This window comes from Exiguobacterium sp. s95, from assembly GCF_018618655.1.
GTDB classification, from domain to species: domain Bacteria; phylum Bacillota; class Bacilli; order Exiguobacteriales; family Exiguobacteriaceae; genus Exiguobacterium_A; species Exiguobacterium_A oxidotolerans.
On sequence record NZ_JACSMM010000005.1, the window covers coordinates 66,538 to 89,219 of the forward strand.

20 protein-coding genes are annotated in these 22,682 nt (G+C 48.7%); 18 read left to right on the forward strand and 2 right to left on the reverse strand.

Going from position 1 to position 22,682, the window contains the following annotated elements:
* Window positions 1-106: 106 nt before the first annotated feature.
* The 3 genes from KNP99_RS10150 to KNP99_RS10160 all read left to right on the forward strand — a co-directional run bounded on the left by KNP99_RS10150 (window position 107) and on the right by KNP99_RS10160 (window position 1,852).
* Window positions 107-835 carry a hypothetical protein gene (locus KNP99_RS10150; protein WP_088836188.1) on the forward strand — a complete coding sequence of 243 codons (729 nt, stop codon included), beginning with the start codon at window positions 107-109 and terminating at the stop codon, window positions 833-835.
* Between the two features lie 81 nt (window positions 836-916).
* On the forward strand, window positions 917-1,366 hold the full coding sequence (locus tag KNP99_RS10155) for a YflT domain-containing protein (RefSeq protein ID WP_214767247.1): 450 nt from the start codon (window positions 917-919) through the stop codon (window positions 1,364-1,366).
* A 36-nt stretch (window positions 1,367-1,402) separates the two neighbouring features.
* Window positions 1,403-1,852: a universal stress protein gene (locus KNP99_RS10160; RefSeq protein WP_088838409.1), complete on the forward strand. Its 450-nt coding sequence runs from the start codon at window positions 1,403-1,405 to the stop codon at window positions 1,850-1,852.
* Window positions 1,853-1,914: 62 nt separating this feature from the next.
* Here the strand turns inward: KNP99_RS10160 and KNP99_RS10165 are convergent, their stop codons facing one another.
* Window positions 1,915-2,109 (reverse strand): hypothetical protein, encoded by a 195-nt coding sequence (locus KNP99_RS10165; protein ID WP_088836190.1) that lies wholly within the window; start codon window positions 2,107-2,109, stop codon window positions 1,915-1,917.
* Between the two features lie 150 nt (window positions 2,110-2,259).
* Between KNP99_RS10165 and KNP99_RS10170 the strand changes: the two genes are divergently transcribed.
* From KNP99_RS10170 to KNP99_RS10240, 15 genes are all read left to right on the forward strand, one after another.
* Complete coding sequence (locus KNP99_RS10170) at window positions 2,260-2,703, forward strand: MarR family winged helix-turn-helix transcriptional regulator (RefSeq protein ID WP_029332515.1); 444 nt, start codon at window positions 2,260-2,262, stop codon at window positions 2,701-2,703.
* 39 nt (window positions 2,704-2,742) lie between these two features.
* Entirely contained in the window at window positions 2,743-5,412 is a 2,670-nt protein-coding gene (locus KNP99_RS10175; protein WP_214803383.1) for an MMPL family transporter, read from the forward strand.
* 74 nt (window positions 5,413-5,486) lie between these two features.
* Window positions 5,487-6,338, forward strand: coding sequence for an MBL fold metallo-hydrolase (locus KNP99_RS10180; protein ID WP_215193218.1), 852 nt, complete (start codon window positions 5,487-5,489; stop codon window positions 6,336-6,338).
* Between the two features lie 354 nt (window positions 6,339-6,692).
* On the forward strand, window positions 6,693-7,397 hold the full coding sequence (locus tag KNP99_RS10185; RefSeq protein ID WP_214767241.1) for a hypothetical protein: 705 nt from the start codon (window positions 6,693-6,695) through the stop codon (window positions 7,395-7,397).
* 106 nt (window positions 7,398-7,503) lie between these two features.
* A complete protein-coding gene (locus KNP99_RS10190; protein WP_214767239.1) occupies window positions 7,504-8,664 on the forward strand; it encodes an ROK family transcriptional regulator in 1,161 nt (386 codons plus the stop codon).
* Between the two features lie 555 nt (window positions 8,665-9,219).
* Window positions 9,220-9,702, forward strand: coding sequence for a hypothetical protein (locus KNP99_RS10195; RefSeq protein ID WP_029332520.1), 483 nt, complete (start codon window positions 9,220-9,222; stop codon window positions 9,700-9,702).
* 29 nt (window positions 9,703-9,731) lie between these two features.
* Complete coding sequence (locus KNP99_RS10200) at window positions 9,732-11,042, forward strand: ABC transporter substrate-binding protein (RefSeq protein WP_214767237.1); 1,311 nt, start codon at window positions 9,732-9,734, stop codon at window positions 11,040-11,042.
* A gap of 74 nt (window positions 11,043-11,116) precedes the next feature.
* On the forward strand, window positions 11,117-12,079 hold the full coding sequence (locus tag KNP99_RS10205) for a carbohydrate ABC transporter permease (RefSeq protein ID WP_088836196.1): 963 nt from the start codon (window positions 11,117-11,119) through the stop codon (window positions 12,077-12,079).
* A 13-nt stretch (window positions 12,080-12,092) separates the two neighbouring features.
* A complete protein-coding gene (locus KNP99_RS10210) occupies window positions 12,093-12,878 on the forward strand; it encodes a carbohydrate ABC transporter permease (RefSeq protein ID WP_088836197.1) in 786 nt (261 codons plus the stop codon).
* 27 nt (window positions 12,879-12,905) lie between these two features.
* Complete coding sequence (locus KNP99_RS10215; RefSeq protein ID WP_214767235.1) at window positions 12,906-14,891, forward strand: beta-galactosidase; 1,986 nt, start codon at window positions 12,906-12,908, stop codon at window positions 14,889-14,891.
* 12 nt (window positions 14,892-14,903) lie between these two features.
* The gene (locus KNP99_RS10220) at window positions 14,904-17,036 is read left to right on the forward strand and encodes an alpha-galactosidase (RefSeq protein WP_215193219.1); all 2,133 of its coding nucleotides are present in this window, start codon (window positions 14,904-14,906) and stop codon (window positions 17,034-17,036) included.
* Window positions 17,033-18,205 (forward strand): galactokinase, encoded by a 1,173-nt coding sequence (locus KNP99_RS10225; RefSeq protein ID WP_214805531.1) that lies wholly within the window; start codon window positions 17,033-17,035, stop codon window positions 18,203-18,205. The genes KNP99_RS10220 and KNP99_RS10225 overlap by 4 nt, the downstream gene beginning before the upstream one ends.
* A gap of 1 nt (window position 18,206) precedes the next feature.
* The gene (gene galE, locus KNP99_RS10230; RefSeq protein WP_088836201.1) at window positions 18,207-19,199 is read left to right on the forward strand and encodes a UDP-glucose 4-epimerase GalE; all 993 of its coding nucleotides are present in this window, start codon (window positions 18,207-18,209) and stop codon (window positions 19,197-19,199) included.
* A gap of 31 nt (window positions 19,200-19,230) precedes the next feature.
* Window positions 19,231-20,727 carry a UDP-glucose--hexose-1-phosphate uridylyltransferase gene (locus KNP99_RS10235; protein ID WP_214811291.1) on the forward strand — a complete coding sequence of 499 codons (1,497 nt, stop codon included), beginning with the start codon at window positions 19,231-19,233 and terminating at the stop codon, window positions 20,725-20,727.
* Window positions 20,724-21,746, forward strand: a complete 1,023-nt coding sequence (locus KNP99_RS10240) for an aldose epimerase family protein (protein WP_215193220.1) — start codon at window positions 20,724-20,726, stop codon at window positions 21,744-21,746. The genes KNP99_RS10235 and KNP99_RS10240 overlap by 4 nt, the downstream gene beginning before the upstream one ends.
* A gap of 409 nt (window positions 21,747-22,155) precedes the next feature.
* Here KNP99_RS10240 and KNP99_RS10245 read toward each other — a convergent pair whose 3' ends face one another.
* A complete protein-coding gene (locus KNP99_RS10245) occupies window positions 22,156-22,671 on the reverse strand; it encodes a methylated-DNA--[protein]-cysteine S-methyltransferase (protein ID WP_088836204.1) in 516 nt (171 codons plus the stop codon).
* Between the last annotated feature and the right edge of the window lie 11 nt (window positions 22,672-22,682).

Here is a 22,682-nt window from a genome sequence, read left to right on the forward strand (position 1 = left end):
CGCTCCTTTGTATTTCCATCGTACCTGAATCCGTTTCTTGAAGACAGGTTTTTTGTTTTCGAGCATGTCGCGTCGGGAAAAGACTAGGTAAGGAGGTGGACGCGAGATGTTGACACTGACAGGACTTCGTTTACTCAATTTTTTATCGTTTTTATTCGTTTTACTTGCCCGTGTCGTGTGGTATAAGACGCCGACCGAGTTACCGTTAGCAATCATGCCGGCGCCATTCGTTGATGCTGTCGTCGGTGTTTTGTATACGACACTCCTGATTTGGTGCATCCGTCCAGTCCGATCTTATCCGGCAGATCGAACGTTGATACTTGATATAAGTGGATGGTTCAGTTTGACGATGATTGGACTCGGAGTAAGTTCGATTGTAGGTCCGCCGTGGGAACTCGTGTTGATGACAGTGTCTTTCATAAGTCTTTGTCTCATCTATTCAAAAATTCAACAGCATCCGAACCGTTCACCTTGGATGCGCTCGCCTTTTTCCGTCTTTCTAGCCTGGTCGAGCGTCCAAATCTTAATTTTACCGTTTCGGATTTTACGTGATTTCCGGTTTGAGGAACTGTTTGGTTTAAGTGTCTCGCTTTGGACGAGTATCATGCTGATTGTTTTTGCAGGTGGTGTACTAGTATTCAGCTGGTTCCATTCGGATTGGGTGTTTGGTGTAGTGATGATTTGGTTTTATAGTGGGCTGTTCTTTAACGATCGTCTCACTTTGACACAGGAATGGATTACCGTTATTGCGACGGTGGCAGTCGCAATCGTCACAGTAGTGGTCTTTCGGAGACGACAAAAGGTTTTTTCAGAACAAAAAACACCAGTTTCTTGAAACAAACCGACAGTTTGAATCATTGCTTTTCGTTTTTTCGGGTATATCCCTTATAGAAGTTAAAAAGGGGGACACAGTCAAATGGGGAAAAAACAATTTATCGGAACGTATGAAAATGAAACCGAATTGATTCGGGATATTGAAGATTTACATTTTAAAGGGTATCTTGAGGAAGATTTATACGTCGTCTTACAGGATAAAACCGATATGGCGATGTTGCGGGGACAGTCAGCAGCACAACTCGTCACGGGTAAACGGACATTGTTCGAGCGTTTTACTGGAAAGCCGGCGACAGAAGATGAAATCCGAACGGCATTTACGTCGCTTGGTCTAGCGGACGAGGAAATCGAACGTCATGTCGTCGGTGTCCGGCATGGTGCTTACGTCTTGTTCGCGGATCGAGAAGGTGCGGAGCGACCGACACCGTCACCTAAAAGTATTCTTGAGACGGAGCCGGAAGGCATCGAAGCAGAACGGAAACTCGATCATGAAAACAGAGCATTGGAGAACGAAAACAACGATAAATTATGAGTGTTGCCTTTGTTTGAGTGGAGAGGGTGAATCATGATGGACAGCCACTACCATACAATTCTGGTCGCAGTAGACGGATCAAAGACAGCAGACTTGGCATTCGATAAAGCGGTCCAGTTTGCAAAAATTGATCATGCAAAGCTCGTCATCACACATGTCATCGACATTCAGACATTCGCGAATGTCCGTGCCAACCAACGCTTCATTGACCAAAACGTGACAGAGTATGCACAAGAATTACTTGAACGATACGAAAAACAGGCACATCAAGCCGGATTGGATGCAGTCGAGCTCGTCATCGAGACAGGGTCACCGAAGACGTTGATCCCGAAAGTCATTGCACCGCGTGTGGGGGCAGGACTGATTGTCTGTGGGGCTGTCGGCATGAACGCAATGGAACGGATTATGATTGGGAGTGTATCCGAAAACATTGCCCGTTATGCGAAATGCGACATTTATATCGTCCGTCCAAAAACGTTAAATTAATCAAAAAAGATAAGCAGTCTCTTAACGGTAGTAGCTTAAGGGACCGCTTATCTTTTTTTAGTTTACTTTGTCAGCAGGTAATAAAATACACCAAGTACGATTAAGATGACCGGTAGTAAAATCAAGTACATCCAAACCATGTTTTTAGCAGTTGTTTTGTTACTGTAGCTTTCTTCATTGCGGCTACGTCCGACCATGAGTGTAAAAATAAGTCCAATGATACAAATCACAAGGGCGATCCAAAATAAAAGGGTCATCGTTCTTCCTCCTTTATCTAGCAAGCATCAAGCTCTCTTTTATCATATCGAACATTGCTCGGGTCTGTCTGCCTAATTGTGACAGTTTGAAGTTGACGTCAGCTAGTTGAGGGGCTAAACTAAAACTAACAGTTTAGGAGGTAAACTAAAATGAAAGACAATCTTCGGGAAGCCGTCCTTCTGTTTGAGGAAGTCATGATTCATGGGACGGAACGCGTATTAAAGTCCGTTGAATCTCCCGTGTGGCGTTTGTATTCTCCAGAGCAACTTCATTTATTGAAAATCGTCGGTAAATACGGACCGATTGCTTCGGGACGAATCGCCGTCATGCAAGGTGTCCATAAAAGCGCGATTTCAAACCGTCTGAAAAAGTTAAATGAAAAAGGACTCGTGGAAGTCGAACGGGCGGAAGATGATCATCGGACGAAACAAATCATTTTGACGCAAGCAGGACACGATGTCGTCGAGGAATCGAACCAGGCAATCTATCTCTATTTGGAACAATTGATTGACGGTAAGGTCGAGGACGATGAAATTCAACAGTTTATCGAAACGTTTAAAAAGGTTAAATCGATTTTAAAGATTGAAGATTAAGCAGCAGAGAAAAATAGAACTAGAAGAGGTGGAGAAGGCATGCGACAAATCGTCAAGTGGCGCTGGCCGATCGTAATCGTCTTATTGATTGCGACAGTCGGTCTATTTTTAGCGGCACCGAACTTATCGAAACAAGCAGAGGATGCTGGAGCGATTCAGCTCGCAAGTGATGCAGATTCGCAGCGCGCAGCAGATATTTTACAGGCAGCTGGTGCAAGTGAAGAAACCATTTCGCTCGTCATCCCGTTAAAGGACAAGGTCTCAGCGTCTGACCGCACTGACATCGGTCAAATCGTGACGGATTTAGAAAAACTCGACAAACCTGTGACCGGTGTCCTTAATCCGTTTGAAAGTGAGGAAACGGAAGGACAACTTGTCTCAAAAGATAAAAAAACGGTGCTCGTTCCAATTACAGTGGACGGGTCACAAGAAGAAATTACAGCGCTCGCGGAAAAAATCCGGGCGGATGTCCTTCCGAACGACCGGACGATTTATCTGACAGGTGAATCGCTGATTAATGCAGACGTCAACAAAAGTTCGCAAGAAGGACTGAAACGGACGGAGTTAATTACTGTCGGTTTGATTTTTGGTTTATTGCTTATCGTCTTCCGTTCGATCGTCACACCGTTCGTTCCACTGCTTGCAGTCGGCGTAACCTACCTGATGAGCCAATCATTTGTGGCGTTTTTTGTTGATTGGTTCGGTTTCCCGGTCTCGAACTTCACACAAATCTTCCTCGTCGCGATCTTATTCGGGATTGGGACAGATTACTGTATCTTACTGTTAAGCCGCTACAAGGAAGAACTGACAGCTGGACATGACGTCGAAACGGCAATCGTCAACACGTATAAAACAGCGGGTCGGACATTGCTGATTAGTGGGATTGCCGTTCTCGTCGGTTTCTCGGCAATCGGATTCGCAGATTTCCCGATCTTTAAATCATCGGTTGCAGTAGCGGTCGGGATTGCCGTCTTACTGCTCGTCCTGTTTACACTCGTCCCATTCTTCATGGCGACGTTAAAAGAAAAATTATTCTGGCCGTCGAAAAGTGCAGCGAGTCACCGTGATAGTAAGTTATGGGCACGTTACGGCGGATTATCGATTCGCCGTCCATTGCTCGCGATGGCAATCGTCGCCGTCATTACAGTCCCGACGCTCTTTACGTATGATGACGATCTTTCATTCAATACAGTCGATGAGATTGGAGAAAAATACGAAACCGTCAAAGGGTTAAATGCGATTTCAGACGGATTTGGTGCGGGAGAATCGCTCCCCGTCAACGTCATCTTAAAGGACGATAAAGACATCGTGACAGAAGAAACACTTCCTTATGCGGAGCAGTTAAGTCGCGAGCTCGTCAAATTGGATGGTGTCAAATCCGTTCGGTCGATTTCAAGACCAACGGGTGAGGTCATCCCCGATTTATACGTCGACCGCCAACTCGCGCAAATTGCAGATGGGGTCAAAGATGCCAATACGGGTCTTGGTGAAGTCGGTCAAGGTTTAGAGGAAGTCGAAAAAAACCTTCAATCGATTAGTGGACAGCTTCCGGCTGGAGACGAAGCGACGGCTGGGGCGACACAATTGCAACAGGCAGCAGATGGTCTCGGTCAAATCAATCAACAGCTCGGCGCTGTCGGTCAAGGGCTGCAAACGACACAAAACATATCGCAAGCGGTCGGGACGTTGTCCGCTTTATCGGAACAATTGACGCAAATTGAAACCGGCATTGCGCAAGCGGCGACAGGAATTGAACAACAAGGTGCACAAGCTGGACAGCTCGGTGGTGGCTTGACGCAACTTGCGGACGGTGTCGGTTCGGCAAATGAGGGTCTTCAAAAAATCGAAGACGGTTTAACGGATGTAGCGGATATTCTGACTGAGATGGGCGATTCGAAAACGATTCGCGGGACCGGAATGTTTATTCCGAAAGAGACGTTAACGAATAAAGAGTTTGAACCGGTCATCGAACGATATGCAATTGATGACGAAACAGGATTGAAGTTTGAAGTCATCTTAAACGACGATCCCTATTCGCCAAAAGCGATCGAAACAGTCGCGGCGATTAAAAAAACGACTGCGAGTACGTTAAAAGATACGCCACTCGAAGAGGCAAAAGTTGCTTACGGTGGTATTTCAAGCATCAATAGTGACTTAAACGATACGTCAAAAGCGGACTTTTCGCGGACGGTCGCGATTATGATCGTGAGTCTGTTCATCGTCCTCGCAATCATGTTCCGTTCGTTCATCATGCCGCTGTTCATGATTGGTTCATTGTTACTGACGTACTATACGTCGGTCTCAATCGCAGAGTTGATCTTCGTCAACGGACTGGGGTATGACGGAATCAGTTGGGCGGTTCCATTCTTTGGCTTTGTCATGCTTGTCGCACTTGGCATCGACTATTCAATCTTCCTCCTTGATCGCTTCCGCGAAGAAACGATCAACGGACTTGAGACGAAAGAAGCGATGTACATCTCGATGAAAAAAATGGGCTCGGTCATCATTACGGCAGCGATCATCCTCGCCGGTACGTTCGGTGCGATGATGCCATCCGGTGTCCTCAGTCTCGTTCAAATCGCGACGATTGTCATCACGGGTCTTCTCTTGTATGGATTGATTGTCTTACCGCTCTTGATCCCGGCGATTACGGTTTCGTTCGGTTCAGGTGTCTGGTGGCCTTTCCGTCAAAAAGAAAATAAGAAGTAAAGGCATTGAACTGGTCCATCCGGGCGTCATCCGGATGGGCTTTTTCGTTATACTACAAGCAGGAGGCGATGAAGATGCAACAATTCAATCAATTGACGGATCGTGTGTGGTATCAAACACCGGTCAGTGAAACGGATCGACCGATTTTAGGGCTGATCGTCGGAGCAAAACGCAGTCTGATGATTGACGCAGGAAACTCGAGCCGGCATGCGGCACTGTTTTTAGAAGAAGTGGAGCGACATGGCTTGAAAAAACCTGATTTACTGGCATTGACGCATTGGCACTGGGATCATATTTTCGGACTAAAGGAAATGAACCTTCCGGCGATGGCAACGAAGCGGACGGTAGCGCGAATTGAACAGATGCTAGATTATGACTGGACAGATGAAGCACTCGAAGCGCGAATCGAGCAGGGAATCGAGATACCGTTTTGTGCCGATGCCATCAAGCTCGAGTTTGGTCCGACACGTGATATAGCAGTACAATTGCCAAATATTCAATTCGAGGGAGAACTTGTCGTCGACTTAGGGGATGTGCATTGTATTCTGCGCGAAGTCGAAAATGACCATTCACCCGGGAGTCTGCTTGTTTACATACCGGAAGAACGTGTCTTATTTTTAGGGGACGCGATGTATGCTGATATCTTTTCGGCGAAATGGAACTATACGGTCGAGCGAATGACGTTGTTACTCGATGCAATCGCGGAGTATGATGCGGCGTATTACGTTTGGTCGCACGGTGAGGCAATGCCCTGCGAAGCGTTCGAACAAGAAGTCGCGATGTTACGTCAGGCGATGGATGTGACGGAGCGAGCAGGTGGGAAGATTTCAGAGATGCATCGATTATACAAAGAAACGGTCGACCGTGTGTTAACGACGGACGAAGAAGAAACGCTCGTCTTTTTTGCGAACGGGATGAAATCTTAAAGAAATCAATCGTCAGTTCGGAAGGAATTGATGCCGCAAAAGGCGAAACTATTCAATATGAGAAAAATTGGATAGATGAGAAAGGGAGTTGTATAATGTATCCGGATAAAAATAATCGGAACGAAACAAGCGACCGTGTTTTTTTTGGTACGGGAAAATTCTTTTTCGTCTTTGTGATTGCGCTAGTGCTCTATGTGCTCTATGACTTGTATCTCCAATGAAAACAATCTGACGCGTCACCTTCCTGAAAAAATCGGGAGGTGATTTTTTGATTTTTAGGGGAGTGCAAAGAGACCAAATTTTGGGTAATAATCAGCATGAGACACTTACAGGTTTTTGCAGAGGAGGCACAACATGAAACGCATCCAGATTGCCGACTTTGATCGTCGTTTACCTGGGAGAGAGCTCCGGGAGACGACGCATTATTATGAAGTGATTTTTATGAAAGATTACGAAGAAATGTATCCTTCAACACAAGTACGAACGATTCAATTGGCAGATATCTGTGTCAACTTAATCGTGATGCCGGAGCGGACGTATCTTGTCTCCGCGTTATTTTTGAAGCCGGTCGAAGTAACAGATGTCGTCGCCTGGATTCAACTGTACACGATTAGTTTTGCGACAGCTGATGACTCGGGTTATTATGTCGAACAGGCGGATGAAATTCTTGAAATCGTCCTGTATCAAGACAATCCGATTGTCATTGCGACACGAGGGGATGACCGCCTTTATTATGAGACGAAAGGAGCGATTGAAGTGCGCCGAGCCACCAATGAAGGAATTGGAAACAAACCATTGTTGTATTTGAACGGAGAAGCATGGTTCGGGGTCCCGCGACTTGAATTCAACCCGAAGCAAGACGAAATCCATGTCAATGGAACGTTTTTGTTCGCTGATTATATGGACGTTTATCAAGGTCATGTCAGCTTTTTTCGGAAGACGGACCCAGAATTGCCGGCTGTGTTGCTAGTCGGGCAGGCCATTATTGAAATGGAGTTGACGGAAAAGCCAGACGGTAGCCGTATCCTCGTCATCGAGCAGCCGTATGATGAAGCGTGAAACCTCGCCTCTTTCTCTTTCAAAATGAGTTAAAAAGGAGACAGTGAAATCCCTTACAAAATGTGCGAAGATAGGAAGGAGAAGGTTAGAGGGGATGAGGGGAAGCATGACTAAAGAGACACCACGTAATTCAAAATGGATGCGCTCCTACAATCGGGCACTTGTGTTACGCCTGATTCGAATGCATCAGCCAATTTCGAGGGTCGAACTTGCCCAGCGGACAAATTTGACGAAGCCGACGGTCTCGAACATCGTCAGTGAGTTGATTGCCGATGGTCTCGTGACGGAGCGGGAACTCGGAGTTTCGAATGGGGGACGCAAACCAATCATGCTTGAATTGGTTGCGACGGAACAATATGTCATCGGAATCGATGCGACGAGTCATCGTTTCATCGGTGTCATCGCCGACTTGAGTGGAAATACGATCCATGAAGTCGAATCAATCGGACACTTTGATACGAGTGACGATATGATTGATGCCGTCAGTCAACTGTGTGAAGAATTGATTGAAGCGACAAACGGTGTCGGGACGATTCATGGCATCGGGATTTCTGTCCACGGGATGGTTAATCCGGAAACAGGTGTCATCCTATTTGCCCCTCGGTTCCACCTTCATGATGTCGCACTAAAAAAACATTTAGAGGAACGATTTGCCTATCCAGTTTTCATCGAGAATGACGTGCGTGCGCTCGCTTCCTTCGAATTGTTATTTGGCGAGGGGGTCGGGGTCGATCAATTCTTTTACCTTTATGCAGGCGAAGGGATTGGAGGCGCCTATGTACTGGATGGAAAGTTGATTGATGGGGAAAACCACATCACGGGTGAAGTCGGACATATGCGACTTGATCTAGATGGACCCATCTGTTCTTGTGGCAATCGTGGTTGCCTTGAGGCATTGGCAGGCGAAAAGTCACTGTTGCGCGATTTTGAAGTCATTGATCCGCAAGTAAAAACCTTACTGGAACTGCGGAGTCGTTTAGTGGCAGGAGACGAACAAGCGGCGCGCGCCTATCATCGAGCAGGAGAGTATATCGGGATTGGTGTATTGAATACGATTCACTTGTTGAACCCGAAACGGATTTTACTAGGCGGCCCGATGTTTGAACGCGCACCGGGCATCGTCGAGCAGATTAAAGAACGGGTTGCGCATACGGCGCTGACAACAGCCTCGCGACAGACGGACGTGAAGATGGTGCCGTGGAGTGAAAAACAAGGAGCACTTAGTGCAGCTGCCTTAGCGACAAATAGTGTCTTTCAAACGATTTAAAGTATAAACTACTTCCATCGATATGACGGAAGTAGTTTTTTTGACTGTAGGCAAACTCTTATGAAGAGTGAAAATGCGATAACGAGAAGCAATCAGTTCGCGCTTCCCTTTCTCGCTTCATCTTCAAAGCGGCAATTGGTCTAAAGCGATTCAAGACGGATTGCGCTCCAAATCGTCTGCATGCCTGGATTTCTCTCACGGTATTACTTAAAAAGCGTCACGTTTCGTTGACTCCTACGAGAAAAAGTGTGTGTTTAACGCACTTTCAGAGGCAGGCAAGACCCTGCTCGTAAGGAGCAACGGCTTGCGCCTCGCCCGAGGAAAGCAACGAAAAAGACGCTTTGTCACGCCCTCAGTTATCAGGACTTCAAGCAATCTCGAGATAACCCAAAAAAATAATTTATGAAAACGTTTACAAATATAAAAGTCATATGCTATAGTCTTTTTAAAGATAGATAATAAATTTAATTTACTAAGTTCATGTGAACGGTGGAGGTGGATGCGGACTGGCGAAGACCAGTCGAGCTGAAACGGAAAGAAGGAGGCAACGCGCCGATGGAAACAAAAGATCCGTGGGTTTCCTATCGTGAAGCTTTTGGGCGTTACGGGGCCATCCGCGGCTTTTACTATGATCGTCAAACGCAGCGGATGACTGAACAACAACTAGGGGATGAACGGTCACCGGACCAAGACATCGTGCTCGTCCGTCCGCGACAAGATGGAGTTTTTCAATTCCGGATGTCATCCGTGCAAGGAGTATTGACAATCCGTTCCTCAGAACTGCATGTTCGAAAAAATGAGAGCGGATACATCGAATTACGCGCATTGATGCAACAAATGCGGACGGCAGGCTGCTTAACACTTGGCGGGGAGTTTTACTTATTTGTCGCTCGCGAAGTCGACACATTGGATTATCGGTTACGTTTGATTGCCCGCGTGTTGATTCGGCTACAGGGAATGCCGATCGACCAAACGGTGATGGAAGACTGGTGCAAACAAGCGAAACTGGAAGGTCAACACGGTCAAAAATACGCATGATACTTACACATAAAAAGGGGATCAATCAGATGAAATTTAAAAAATCGAAAATTTTAGCGGCAGCATCGGTTCTTACATTATCAGCACTACTCGCAGCTTGTGGTGGCGAAGATGAGCAACAGACGACAACAAAAGACGGTAAAACAATCGTTACCTGGTGGGGCTGGGCACCACAACCTGAAGCTGGGAAAGCCGTTGTCGATGCGTTCAATAAATCGCAAGACAAGTATTCAGTCGAATTCAAACGGTACAGTGAAGACTATGAAAAGCAACTTCAAGTCGCAATGTTGTCAGGTAAAGGCCCGGACATCATTGGCTTAAAAGAACCGATGATTCAGCAGTATAAAGATCGTGTCGTACCGGTCGATTCATATATGGATAAAGCAGCCGGAGATGGATGGAAAGATAAATTCGTCGAGCTCGGGATTGAACAGACGACACTTGATGGTACACAATACGCAGTCCCAATCGGTTTCACAGGACAAGCATACTTGATGTACAACAAGACGATGCTTGATAAATACGGTGTCACGCCACCTAAGAACTATAAAGAAACGGTTGATGCCGTCAAAAAAATCAAAGCGTCTGGCGATAAAGTCATTCCATTGATGCTCGGAGCAAAAGATGCTTGGATCGACATCGATGTCTACAACGTCCTCAGTCACCAAGTCGCGCCGGGTTATATTCAAAAAGTCTTGTCGGGTGAAGCAAAATGGACAGATGACGAAATGGTCAAAACAGCACAAGTATGGCAAGACCTCTTCGAAGATAAAGTCTTCCAAGAAGGAGCGCTGGGTCTTGCGACTTACAATGACGGGATGAACCAGTTCTTCGATAAAAAAGCTGCGATGTGGGTCATCGGTTCATGGGAAGCACACTCGATGACGACGGCTGAGAAAAAAGACAAATGGAAAATTGACGATGAGCTTGGATTTGCACCACTTCCTAACCTCGTAGGCGGAACAGAACAACCAATCATCGCTTCAATCGATATGGCGCTTGGTGTCAATAAAGAATCGAAACAACAAGAAGGTGCAGCAGAGTTCATCGCCTTCATGAGTCAAGGTGAAGGACAAGAAGTATACATGGGTGAGTTCGAGATGGCACCAGGAATTAAAGATGTCACAATCGACTCTGATTCCGCTTTCACATCGGAAGGCGAAAAAGAATCATACAAAATGTTAAACGATACGCTTGCGGACGCAGTCGCGAGCCGTGGAATCCGGGATACGAAATTGAACGATATCCTCGGGAAGGAACTTCAAAATATCGCAACAGGTCAAGATCCGAAAGAAGCACTTCAACGTGTTCAAGATACAGCGGATAAATCGGCGAAATAAGCAGTAGACAGCGAAGTGATGCGCCTGGCGTATCACTTCCTGATTTTTGGAAAAGAGGAAAGTGAGGAATCAACATGCAGACAGAGCGTCAGGAATTGCCGATTAAACCAAAAGCAGAGCCGTTAAAACCAGCAGCGACACGTTCACCTGCTCCAAGAAAAAAAGGCAAGATGAAACAAAATATGGTCGGTTGGGCATTTGTCGCACCAATCGTCCTTTTCGTCGTCAGTTTCATCTACTACGGGATTTTCTACAATGCCTATAACTCGTTTTTCTCATGGGACGGGATTTCGTTTGATAAAGCGTTTGTCGGGCTTTCAAACTATGCGGAAATGTTCGGAGATCCGGACTTTTATCTTTCGCTCAAAAACACCTTCATCTTCACCGTCTTGACGGTCACAATCCAGGCTGGAATCGGACTTGTTCTCGCGTACTTCCTGCATACACAAGGACCGCTGCGGACTGCGATGAAATCGGTCTTCTTCTTCCCGGTCGTTTTGAGTCCGGTCGTCCTTGGGGCAGCTTTCACACAAATTTATGATTTCCAATTTGGCTACATCAACGAATTCTTACGTGCAATCGGTCTTGGGAGTCTCGAGCAGAATTGGCTCGGCGATCCGGATATCGCGCTTTATTCCGTCATCGCCATCAATATCTTCCAGTGGACAGGGTCGTCGATGGTCATGTACTACATGGCGATGTTGACGATTGAAAAAGAAATTTTCGAAGCTGCGAAAATTGATGGAGCCGGTTTCTTCCGGACCCTTTGGAGCATTGTGTTCCCGAACTTAAAGGGCACGACCTTCACGTTATCGATCCTCGGTGTCATCGGTGGACTGAAGACATTTGACTTAGTCTGGATCACGACTGCCGGTGGGCCGGGATCGTCCACAGAATTTATCTCGACCTACTTATTCCGAAAATCAATGCTCCAACAGGAAGTCGGCTACTCGAGTGCTGTCGCCATCGTGCTACTTACAATCGCGTTGCTGATCACGTATTTCCAATTACGGATACAAAAGAAAATGGATAACTAAGGAGGAACGTACCATGAATGTAGAATCTAAAAAGAGTCGTTGGATGATCAACCTTGTCCTTGCCTTAGCTTCAATCGTCTGGCTGTTCCCGATCTTTGTCATGTTCAAGGAAAGCTTACGTGTCAATGGATTTGAGAACTATATCGCGACGTTACAAAACCCGAATTTCCCAACGTTCGTCTTCAACAGTTTCTTTGTTGCTTTCTTCATGATCATCATCTCAATCACGATTCTTGCGTTTGCAGCGTTCGCTTTTTCAAAGCTAGAGTTCGCAGGAAAGCGTCTCATGTTCAATATGGTCCTCGCCGGTTTAATGTTACCGGTTGCTTCGATGATCGTCCCTTTGTTCTTTACGCTCCGTTCATTTGACGGACTGAACAATCATTGGGGATTGATTGGGGCAGAAGTTGCATTTTTCCTCCCGTTCGGCTTGATGCTCATCAAAGGGTACTTTGACGAATTGCCGAACGAACTGATGGAAGCGGCCTATATCGACGGTGCGACAATTTTAGAAGTCTTCTTCAAAGTCATGTTGCCACTCGCGAAACCGGCACTTGCGACAGCATTAATCTATGCGTTCCTCAACTCGTGGAACGAATACTTGATGGTCTTGACGTTCATGACCGATCCCGCTTACCAGACAGTCACGATGGCACCGAGTTTCTTCAAAGATGCACTCGGCGGCGATCCAGGTAAAATCTATGCCTCACTTGTGTTAATCAGTTTACCGACAATGGTCTTCTATATCTTCTTCCAACGTTTCTTCCAAAAAGGAATGACGGCCGGTGCAGTAAAATAATTTGTTTTTTGAGTCAGGGGGAGCAATATGTATTTAGGAGTCGATTATTATCCGGAACAAACACCACGTGAATTGTGGGAGGAAGATTTTCGTTTGATGAAAGAACTGGGGGTCAACGTCGTCCGGATTGCAGAATTTGCGTGGACGATGATGGAACCGGAAGAAGGGGTTTATGACTTCGACTTTTGGGATGACGTCGTCGCACGACTCAGTGACGCGGGCTTCGATATCGTCCTCGGTACACCGACGGCAACACCACCCGCCTGGATGTGTCATAAGTATCCAGAAATTTTACCGGTCGACGAAAACGGTGTGACGATCAGCTTTGGTGCGCGTCGTCACTATACGGTTCACAGTGAGACCTATCAAAAGTTTTCCGTCGCGATTACGACGGAAATGGCGAAACGGTACGGGCAACATCCGCGTGTCATCGGTTGGCAGACAGATAATGAGTACGGTCATGAAAAGTCGGACCGCTCTTACAGTGCTATCGACCGGGCCGCTTTCCAGGTCTGGCTCAAGAAGCGGTATGGCACGCTTGACGTGTTAAACGAGACATGGGGAACGGTCTTTTGGAGTCAAACCTATACGGCGTGGGAACAAATTCCCGTCCCGCGTAAAGTTTACCAAGAGCATAGTCCTGCCCTGCTCGTCGATTTCGACCGATTTTGTGCCGACGGCTATAACTATTACAACAAGCTGCAAGTCGATGTCTTACGGGAACATATCCATCCGGATGCCTTTATCACACATAACCTCGTCTACAGCGATATGGCTGTGAATCAACAACAGATGGCGCAAGATCTTGACTATGTCTCATTTGATAACTATCCCGTCTGGGGCGGGTTACCGGAACCAAACCGTTTCGAGAAGATGGCGAGCGATCACGATCTCTGCCGGTCGTCGAAACAGGGCAAAGGTTTCTGGGTCATGGAACAGCTCAGTGGCGCACAGGGGTGGAGCAAAATCGGATACTTACCACGCCCGGGTCATATTCGTCTCTGGACGTATCAAGCCGTTGCGCGCGGCGCGGAAGCGATCGTCTATTTCCGCTTCCGGGCAGCCTTGTTCGGGACGGAAGAATTTTGCCACGGCATCATCGACCACGACGGGAAACCGAAACGGAAGTTTGCTGAAGTCAAACAGATCATGACGGAACTAAATACGTTCGGCGACGAGATCAATGCCAGTACGTACCGAGCGGATGTCGGTGTCTATTTTGATCAGGAAAACGTTTGGGCCTGGACGCATCAACCACACAGCGATGCATTTGATTTCCGGACCGAGTTCGTCCGTTTTTACGGCGGGGCTGTCCGCAAGCAGGTTGCGACGGACATCGTTTTCCCGGGCGATGCGCTTGACGGCTACAAACTGATTATCGTGCCGCTGTACTTCCTGACGAACCCGACGTTCGATCAAGCATTGATTGATTACATGGAACAAGGGGGGCACGTCATCTTTACGTACCGGACAGGTGTCAAGGATCCGCATAACAATGTCATCCCGAAAACACTTCCCGGGAAGTTTGCCACGTATGCCGGCATTGAAATCGATGAATATGAATCCCTTCAAGCGGTCCAGCAAAACCGTGTCGAGGGACTTGACGGACAATCGTCGACGGCACGCCTCTGGTGCGATCTCATTACACCGACGACGGCAGAGCCGCTCGCCGTTTATCGCGATACATTTTACGATGGTGTCGCAGCCGTCACGCGAAATCAATACAAAGGAACAATCACGTACATCGGAGCGTCGATCGATGACGCGATGATCGATACGATTTACGCGCAAGCCTTTGAAGAAGCAGGAATCGAGACGCTTGAAGTGCCGGACCAGGTCGAAGTCGTTCGCCGTCACGGGGAAACACGCGATTTCGTCTTCCTGATGAACCATGACACAAAAGAAACGAAACAAGTCACGCTTGACGGAACATATCAGGAGCTGACGACGCAAGAGACATACAGTGGAACAGTGACACTCGCACCGCTTGCGACACTGATTCTGACGACGTAAGGAGGTAGGACCATGGCAATCTTTGAAGTATCGAAACACCGATTCGTGATTGAAGGACAAGATGTCGCGCATGTCGTGACAATCGGAGCGAATGGGAAGCTCGTTCATACGTATTTCGGGGCACGACTTCCGTATCGAGCAGATTATGCGGCGTTACCGAGTGCGGTTCTTGCCCACAGTTCATTCGAATCGCCAGACGGCGTCGCGACGTACGACTTTATCCCGTTCGGTGAGATGGTCTATACAGAACCGACGTTAAAATCAGAACGGGCAGACGGAGCAAGAATCAGTCAATTTTCTTTCGAGCAAGCAGAGCTGTCGGATACGGCACTTGTCTTATGGCTCCACGATCCCCTCCAAGATTTGCGCGTCGGGGTACGGTATGAACTTTTCGCGGCATACGATATGATCGGGCGCTCGCTCATCGTCGAAAACGCAGGAGAAAGACCTGTCCGTTTGACGACGGCGCAGTCGTTCGCGATGGGACTTTTAAATCGTCCGACGCTCAACTTCCATCATTATGCCGGGACATGGACGGGCGAATTCCAAAAACAAATCACGCCGCTGACAGCAGGACGCAAGACGATTGAAAGTCGACGCGGTGTGACGAGTCACCAGGCAAATCCCTGGTTCGCGCTTGAACACAATGCGACAGAGACGACGGGCGAAGTCATTTACGGCCATTTTGCCTATTCGGGCAACTGGTCGATTCACGCTGAACAAGATGCCTTCGGGTTCGTCCAACTATCGGGTGGGATGAATGGATTTGACTTCAGCTGGACGCTTGACGCTGAACAACGTCTAATAACACCGGTCTTTTATATCGGCTATACTCCGGACGGCTTCGCCGGAATGAGTGCGCGCGCGCATGACTTCCAGCGTCACGTGATCATGCCGGCGTCTGACCGTGAAAACGTTCGACCGGTCCTCTATAACTCATGGGAAGCGACGTATTTCGATGTGACGGAACAGGGACAACGGGCACTCGTCGATCAAGCAGCGGACATCGGATGTGAACTATTCGTCGTCGATGACGGTTGGTTCGGTGAACGTCACTCCGATCAAGCGGGATTAGGCGACTGGGTCGTCAATCGGAAGAAGTTTCCGAACGGTCTGACCCCTCTGATTGAGTATGTGAAGGGAAAAAACATGCAGTTCGGTCTTTGGGTCGAGCCGGAGATGGTCAATCCGGACTCCGATTTATATCGCGCACATCCGGACTGGATTTATCATGCTCCGGGTGCTGTCCGGACGACATCGAGAAACCAGTTCGTCTTGAACCTCGGTTTACCGGAAGTCGAACGTTTTGTTTATGACATGATGGATGAATTATTGACGACGCACGAAATCGACTACATCAAGTGGGACATGAACCGGGCATTCTCTGAGCCGGGTGTCCCGTCGCAAACGCCGGACGCGCAACAAGAACTTTGGAAGCGCCACGTCGATGCCTTATATCGAATCTTCGACGAGCTACGACTCGGGCATCCGACGGTCGACTTCGAAGCGTGTGCCGGTGGCGGAGGTCGGATTGATCTCGGGATTTTAGAGCGGACGGAACAAGTCTGGACGAGTGACAACACGGACCCGCTTGACCGGTTGACGATTCAACATGACTTCTCGTTTGCCTATAATGCAAAAATGATGAGTTGCTGGGTGACGGATGGTCCGAACTGGTTGAATGGGCGGAACTTACCGCTTGCGACGCGGTTCGTCTCTTCGATGCAAGGGACGCTCGGCATCGGTGGAAACTTAAGTGAGTGGACGGCAAGTGAACTCGCGGAAGCGAAAGGATGGATTGAGACATACAAGACGATTCGGCCGACAGTTCAGCACGGACGTCAATACCGCCTCAGTCCATTCTCACAAACGACAGCGAGCATCATGCAGTATACGTCTGAAACTGAGACAGTCATTTTGGCGGTTGCACCGATACGTAAGCATGGCATTCACCAGTACAGCTTTAAACTGACGGGATTAGATGCAAGTAGACTCTATCAAGTGGAAGATCGCCAGGTGAGCGGTGCTTACTTGATGAACCAAGGACTGAACTTCTCTTATTCGACGGACTATGAAGCACGTTGTTTACGAATTCAACCCATCTATCAATTGAGACAAATTGAGCAAAAGGAGCCGATCGCATGACCGACCAGACGTTAGAACAAATCTTTGAAGAGCAATTCGATGTACAGGCGACACATCGCTTTTTTGCGCCAGGGCGTATCAATTTGATTGGAGAGCATACGGACTATAACGGAGGTCATGTGTTTCCATGTGCCTTGACGCTCGGGACGCATGCGATTGCCCGAAAACGGGATGATGCAACGTGTCGTTTCTATTCACTCAACTTCGAAGCAGACGGCATCATCGAAGTCGGATTAGACGACTTGGCCCATAATCCGCAAGACGGTTGGACGAATTATGCCAAAGGAATGGTGCACATCCTCCGGGAAGCCGGGTACGCCATCACGTCAGGATTTGACGTCTTGATTAAAGGGGATATTCCGAACGGAGCAGGGTTGTCTTCGTCTGCTTCACTCGAACTCGTCATCGGTGTCATGCTCGAGCGTTTATATGAATTGGATCTCGACCGGGTCGAACTTGTGAAGTTCGGTCAGCAGGTCGAAAATCACTACATCGGCGTCAACAGTGGCATCATGGATCAATTTGCGATCGGGATGGGACAGGCAGGGTCAGGATTACTCCTTGACTGCCAAACGCTTGATTACACGTATGCACCGCTCGACTTGACGGGCTATACGATCATCATCATGAACACGAACAAGCGGCGTGAACTCGCCGATTCAAAATACAACGAGCGACGTGCGGAGTGTGAACAGGTGCTCGAACAGTTACAGCAAGTCCGGCCGTATGCAACGCTCGGAGATTGGTCGATGGCAGAATTCGAAACCGTCACACTCGACGACGAACGCTTGATGCGCCGGGCACGCCATGCCATTTCTGAAAATGAGCGGACGTTACAAGCCTTGGAAGCACTACAAGCAGGGCAACTCGAGGAATTCGGAGAATTGATGAATGCGTCGCACCGGTCACTCCAACACGATTATGAAGTGACAGGGCAAGAACTCGACGCGTTGGTCGAAGCGGCTTGGGCGCAACCGGGTGTCCTTGGGGCACGGATGACAGGAGCCGGCTTTGGTGGCTGTGCGATTGCAATCGTTGAAACGTCAACAGTCGACCGATTCATCGATGCCGTCGGACAACGCTATGAAAGCCGGATCGGTTATCCGGCAACGTTTTACACGGCGACTGTCGGAGACGGAGCGCGTGAAGTCGAACGGGAGGTCATCTAATATGGCAGTACTAGTTGTCGGTGGGGCCGGCTATATCGGCTCCCATGCGGTCTATCAGTTGATTGATGCTGGAAAAGACGTCGTCGTCATTGATCATTTACAGGCAGGTCACAAAAAGGCGGTCCATCCGCAAGCCCGTTTATACGAAGGAGATATTCGCGACCGGTCGTTCCTTGACCGTGTCTTTACAAAAGAGACGATTGAACAAGTCGTTCATTTCGCTGCCTTTTCGTTGGTCGGGGAGTCGATGGAACAACCATTAAAATACTTCAACAATAACGTCTACGGAACAGAAGTCTTACTCGAGGCAATGGTCGCACATGATATCAAACAAATCGTCTTCTCTTCGACGGCTGCGACATACGGTGAGCAAGAAACGATGCCGATTCTCGAGACGGCAATGACGAACCCGACGAATACGTACGGTGAAACGAAATTGATGATGGAGAAGATGATGAAATGGTGCGAACAAGCACATGGTCTTCGTTATGTGGCGTTACGTTACTTCAACGTCGCTGGAGCACGCGCGACAGGAGAAGTCGGAGAGGACCATACACCAGAGACACACCTTGTTCCACTTGTCCTTGAAGTCGCAAACAATCAGCGGTCTGTCATCTCGATTTATGGGGATGACTACGCGACGCCAGACGGGACATGCATCCGGGATTACATTCATGTCGAAGATTTGATTGATGCCCATATTCTCGCACTCGATTACTTACAACAAGGACACACGAGTGATGTCTTTAACCTCGGTTCGAGCAACGGATTTTCCGTCCGCGAAATCATCGAGGCGGCGCGCCGGGTGACGGGGCACCCGATTCCGGAACAAGTCGTCGCAAGACGTGCCGGTGATCCGAGTACGTTAATCGCAGGATCAGAAAAAGCAAAACGTGTTCTCGACTGGTCACCGCGTCGGACGGACATCGACCAAATCATCCGTGATGCCTGGAACTGGCACGAACGCCGTCCGAACGGCTATCAGACAACATAAGAGAGAGAATGGATTGAGGAGAGTGAAGGCGATGAATGAACACATCAAACGATTGATTGAGCAAGCGATTGCTGAACATCTGATTGACGCAGAAGATGAAATCTATGCGCGTAATCGAATTCTTGCGCTTGTCGGTCAGGCGGATTATACCGATCCAGGGACTGTTACAGCGGAACCGATTCCAGACATCCTCGAGGCGCTGGTGGAAGAAATGATTGCGTCCGGACGGCTTGCAGCACGACTCGATGAAAAAGAACGTTTCGCAGCTGAATTAATGGATGTGTTCGTCGATCGTCCTTCGACGATCACGACGACGTTCAATCAGCTCTACAAAGAAAATCCGGTGCACGCAACGGATTATTTCTATCAACTCAGTCAGGCGAGCAATTATATCCAGACGAAACGGATTGCGAAAAACATCCAGTACAAGGCAGCGACGGTTTACGGGGAAATTGATATTACAATCAACTTATCGAAACCGGAAAAAGATCCACGCGAAATTGCGGCAGCCCGGACAGAACCTGTTGCAGCATCGACCTATCCAACGTGTTTGCTTTGTGTCGAGAACGTCGGTTATGCCGGACGCAGCAATCATCCGGCTCGGGCGAACCACCGGATCGTTCCGTTGACACTCCAAGGTGAGGATTGGGCATTGCAGTATTCGCCATACGTTTACTACAACGAACATAGCATCATTTTGTCGCAGGCGCATCGCGATATGGTAATCAACCGCGACGCCTTTGAACGATTACTGGAGTTCGTCGATCAATTCCCGCATTATTTTGCAGGGTCAAATGCTGATTTACCAATCGTCGGCGGTTCGATTTTGACGCACGATCATTACCAAGGCGGGCGTTATGAGTTCGCGATGGACCGAGCAACGATCCAAAGCCGGTTCGACTTGCCGCAACAACCGGATGTCAGTGGGCAAACGTTACACTGGCCGCTCAGCGTCATCCGCTTGAGTAGCCCTGATCGTCACCAGTTACTCGCTGCTGCCGATGATGTGTATACAGCCTGGCTGACGTATAGTGACGCGGAGCAGGAAATCATTGCGATGACAGACGGCGTCCGGCATAACACGGTGACACCGATTGCCCGGATGCGAAACGGCGTCTATGAACTCGATCTTGTCTTACGAAACAATCGGACCTCTGTCGAACATCCGGATGGCATTTTCCATACGCACGCGGACATCCACCACATCAAACGTGAAAACATCGGCTTGATTGAAGTGATGGGACTTGCGGTCTTACCAGCCCGGTTGCTTGAAGAACTAAAGCAGGTCGAACAGTTCATCGTCGGTGAAACGACGGACGTCTTGCCGGTACACCGGACTTGGGCAGAAGCGTTGAAGCAACAGTACACCGGTCAACCGGTCACAGCTTACGTCGAACAAGCGGTGGCCGAAAAATTCGTCCGTGGACTCGAAGACTGCGGTGTCTTCAAACAGACGGAGGCAGGGCAGGCGGGACTTAACCGGTTCCTGCAGACGGTGACACATCAAGTGACAGGTGACCGGCGATGACGTACGAGACACATCAAACAGAAGACGCGCGACTCGTTCGGCACCGCTTGATGCAACCGGACATGGAAGTCGAGATATGGAATTACGGTGGCATCATCAATGACGTCCGGGTCAAAGATCGCTCGGGCAAGATGGAGAGTGTGGTGCTCGGCTTCGATACACTGGCCGCGTACAAAGAACATTCGCCGTATTTCGGAGCAATCGTCGGCCGGGTCGCCGGACGGATTGGGCAAGCCCGCTTTTCAATTGCTGAACAAACCTATCACCTTGCGGCAAATGACGGAACGAATCACTTACATGGCGGCACGCACGGCTTCGATCAAGTCTTCTTTGATGTCATCGAAGCAACGGAACAGCTGTTGCACTTACGGACGCTCAGTCCGGATGGTTGCGAAGGGTATCCCGGAAATGTAACCGTGGATGTCATCTACCGGCTAAACGGGACAGCATTGACGTTGTCGATTGAAGCAACGACGGATCAGACGACACCACTGAACGTGACGAATCATACGTACTGGAACCTGTCCGGGAACTTACAACGCGATATTCTGGATCATCAGTTGACGTTACCGAGTTCGACCTATCTACCGCTCGGATCCGATCTGCTACCGACGGGTGAATTCCGTGCGGTCGACGGAACGGTCCTTGATTTCCGGACAGGGCGGTCGATTCGCAGTGGCGCTGAATCGGAAAGTGAGGAGACGGTCAATGCCGGGAACGGTTATGATTATCCGTTCGTCTTAGACGAAGGGAGAGCGCAACTCATGGATCCGGTATCAGGACGAACGTTACAGATGACGACGAATCAGCCGGTCGTCGTCTTATATACGGGAACACAACTTTTGACCGACTATACGGTTCGCGGTGTCCCGTCCCGTCCGTCACTTGGTCTTTGCCTTGAGGCACAAGTTCATCCGAATGCTGTCAATGAATCCCGTTTTCCATCGATTCTCATCGAACCGGGTGCGACGTACCAGTGGGAGACGACATATCAGTTTGGAATCAATAATGTAAACTGATATCGGAGGGGTGACGTCCCTCGTTTGAGTCATCCGCTGTTCATCTTTATATTCTTTTGATGAAGAACATGCTGAAGCAGGTGTCATCCGTTGATTCTCATGCGAGACGGAGACTCCTGCGGGAACAGCGGAATAGGTGAGACCCCCGAGGAACGTAAGTGACAAGGAGGCTCGCCTTCCGCCCGTGGAAAGCGAAGTCTCGCATGAGAATCAACAACCGCTTGATCGTTGACTTTTAGCTTGTCTCCATTTCATTTTGTGTTAATCTCGATGACTCATGCCTCAACCGAGAAAAACATATGAACAAAAGGCTAATTGTTCATCAACCGCGACGTAATGAACGCCGTGTCTACGAGAAAACCCGAGTGCTCCGCTTCTTGTTAGAAAACGGAGTCGCTCGGGTTTTCAATTACATTGAATTCGGACTGACTTCTTGCTCTAAGGCAAGCAAGCGGCGTTTCATGTTCAATCCACCCCAGTAGCCAATCAAACCACCATTTTTACCGACAATCCGGTGACAGGGGATGACTAACAGCAACCGGTTTTTCCCGATTGCCGTGCCGACTGCCCGGATGGCACGAGGGCGTGAGACGGCCGCTGCGATCTCGGAATACGTTGTAGTGTTTCCGTATGGAACAGCTTGCAATGCTTGCCAGACATCGAGCTGGAACGGTGTCCCGATCGGGTGAAGTGGCAATGTAAAGGCCGTCCGCTCTCCCTGCAAATAACCGAGCAGTTGCTCCCGGTACGGATTGATTCTTGAATCGTCAATTAAGACTTCAGCCCGTGGAAGATGCTTTCGTTTCCAGTCTTCAAAGAGTTCGGACGGTTCGTCAAACGCACCGACATAACAGAGACCGTCCGACGTCGCAGCAATCGGAAAGCAATGGTGTTCCCATTCAAGTTTCGTAAAGTAAAGTTCCATCGGGCATTGCT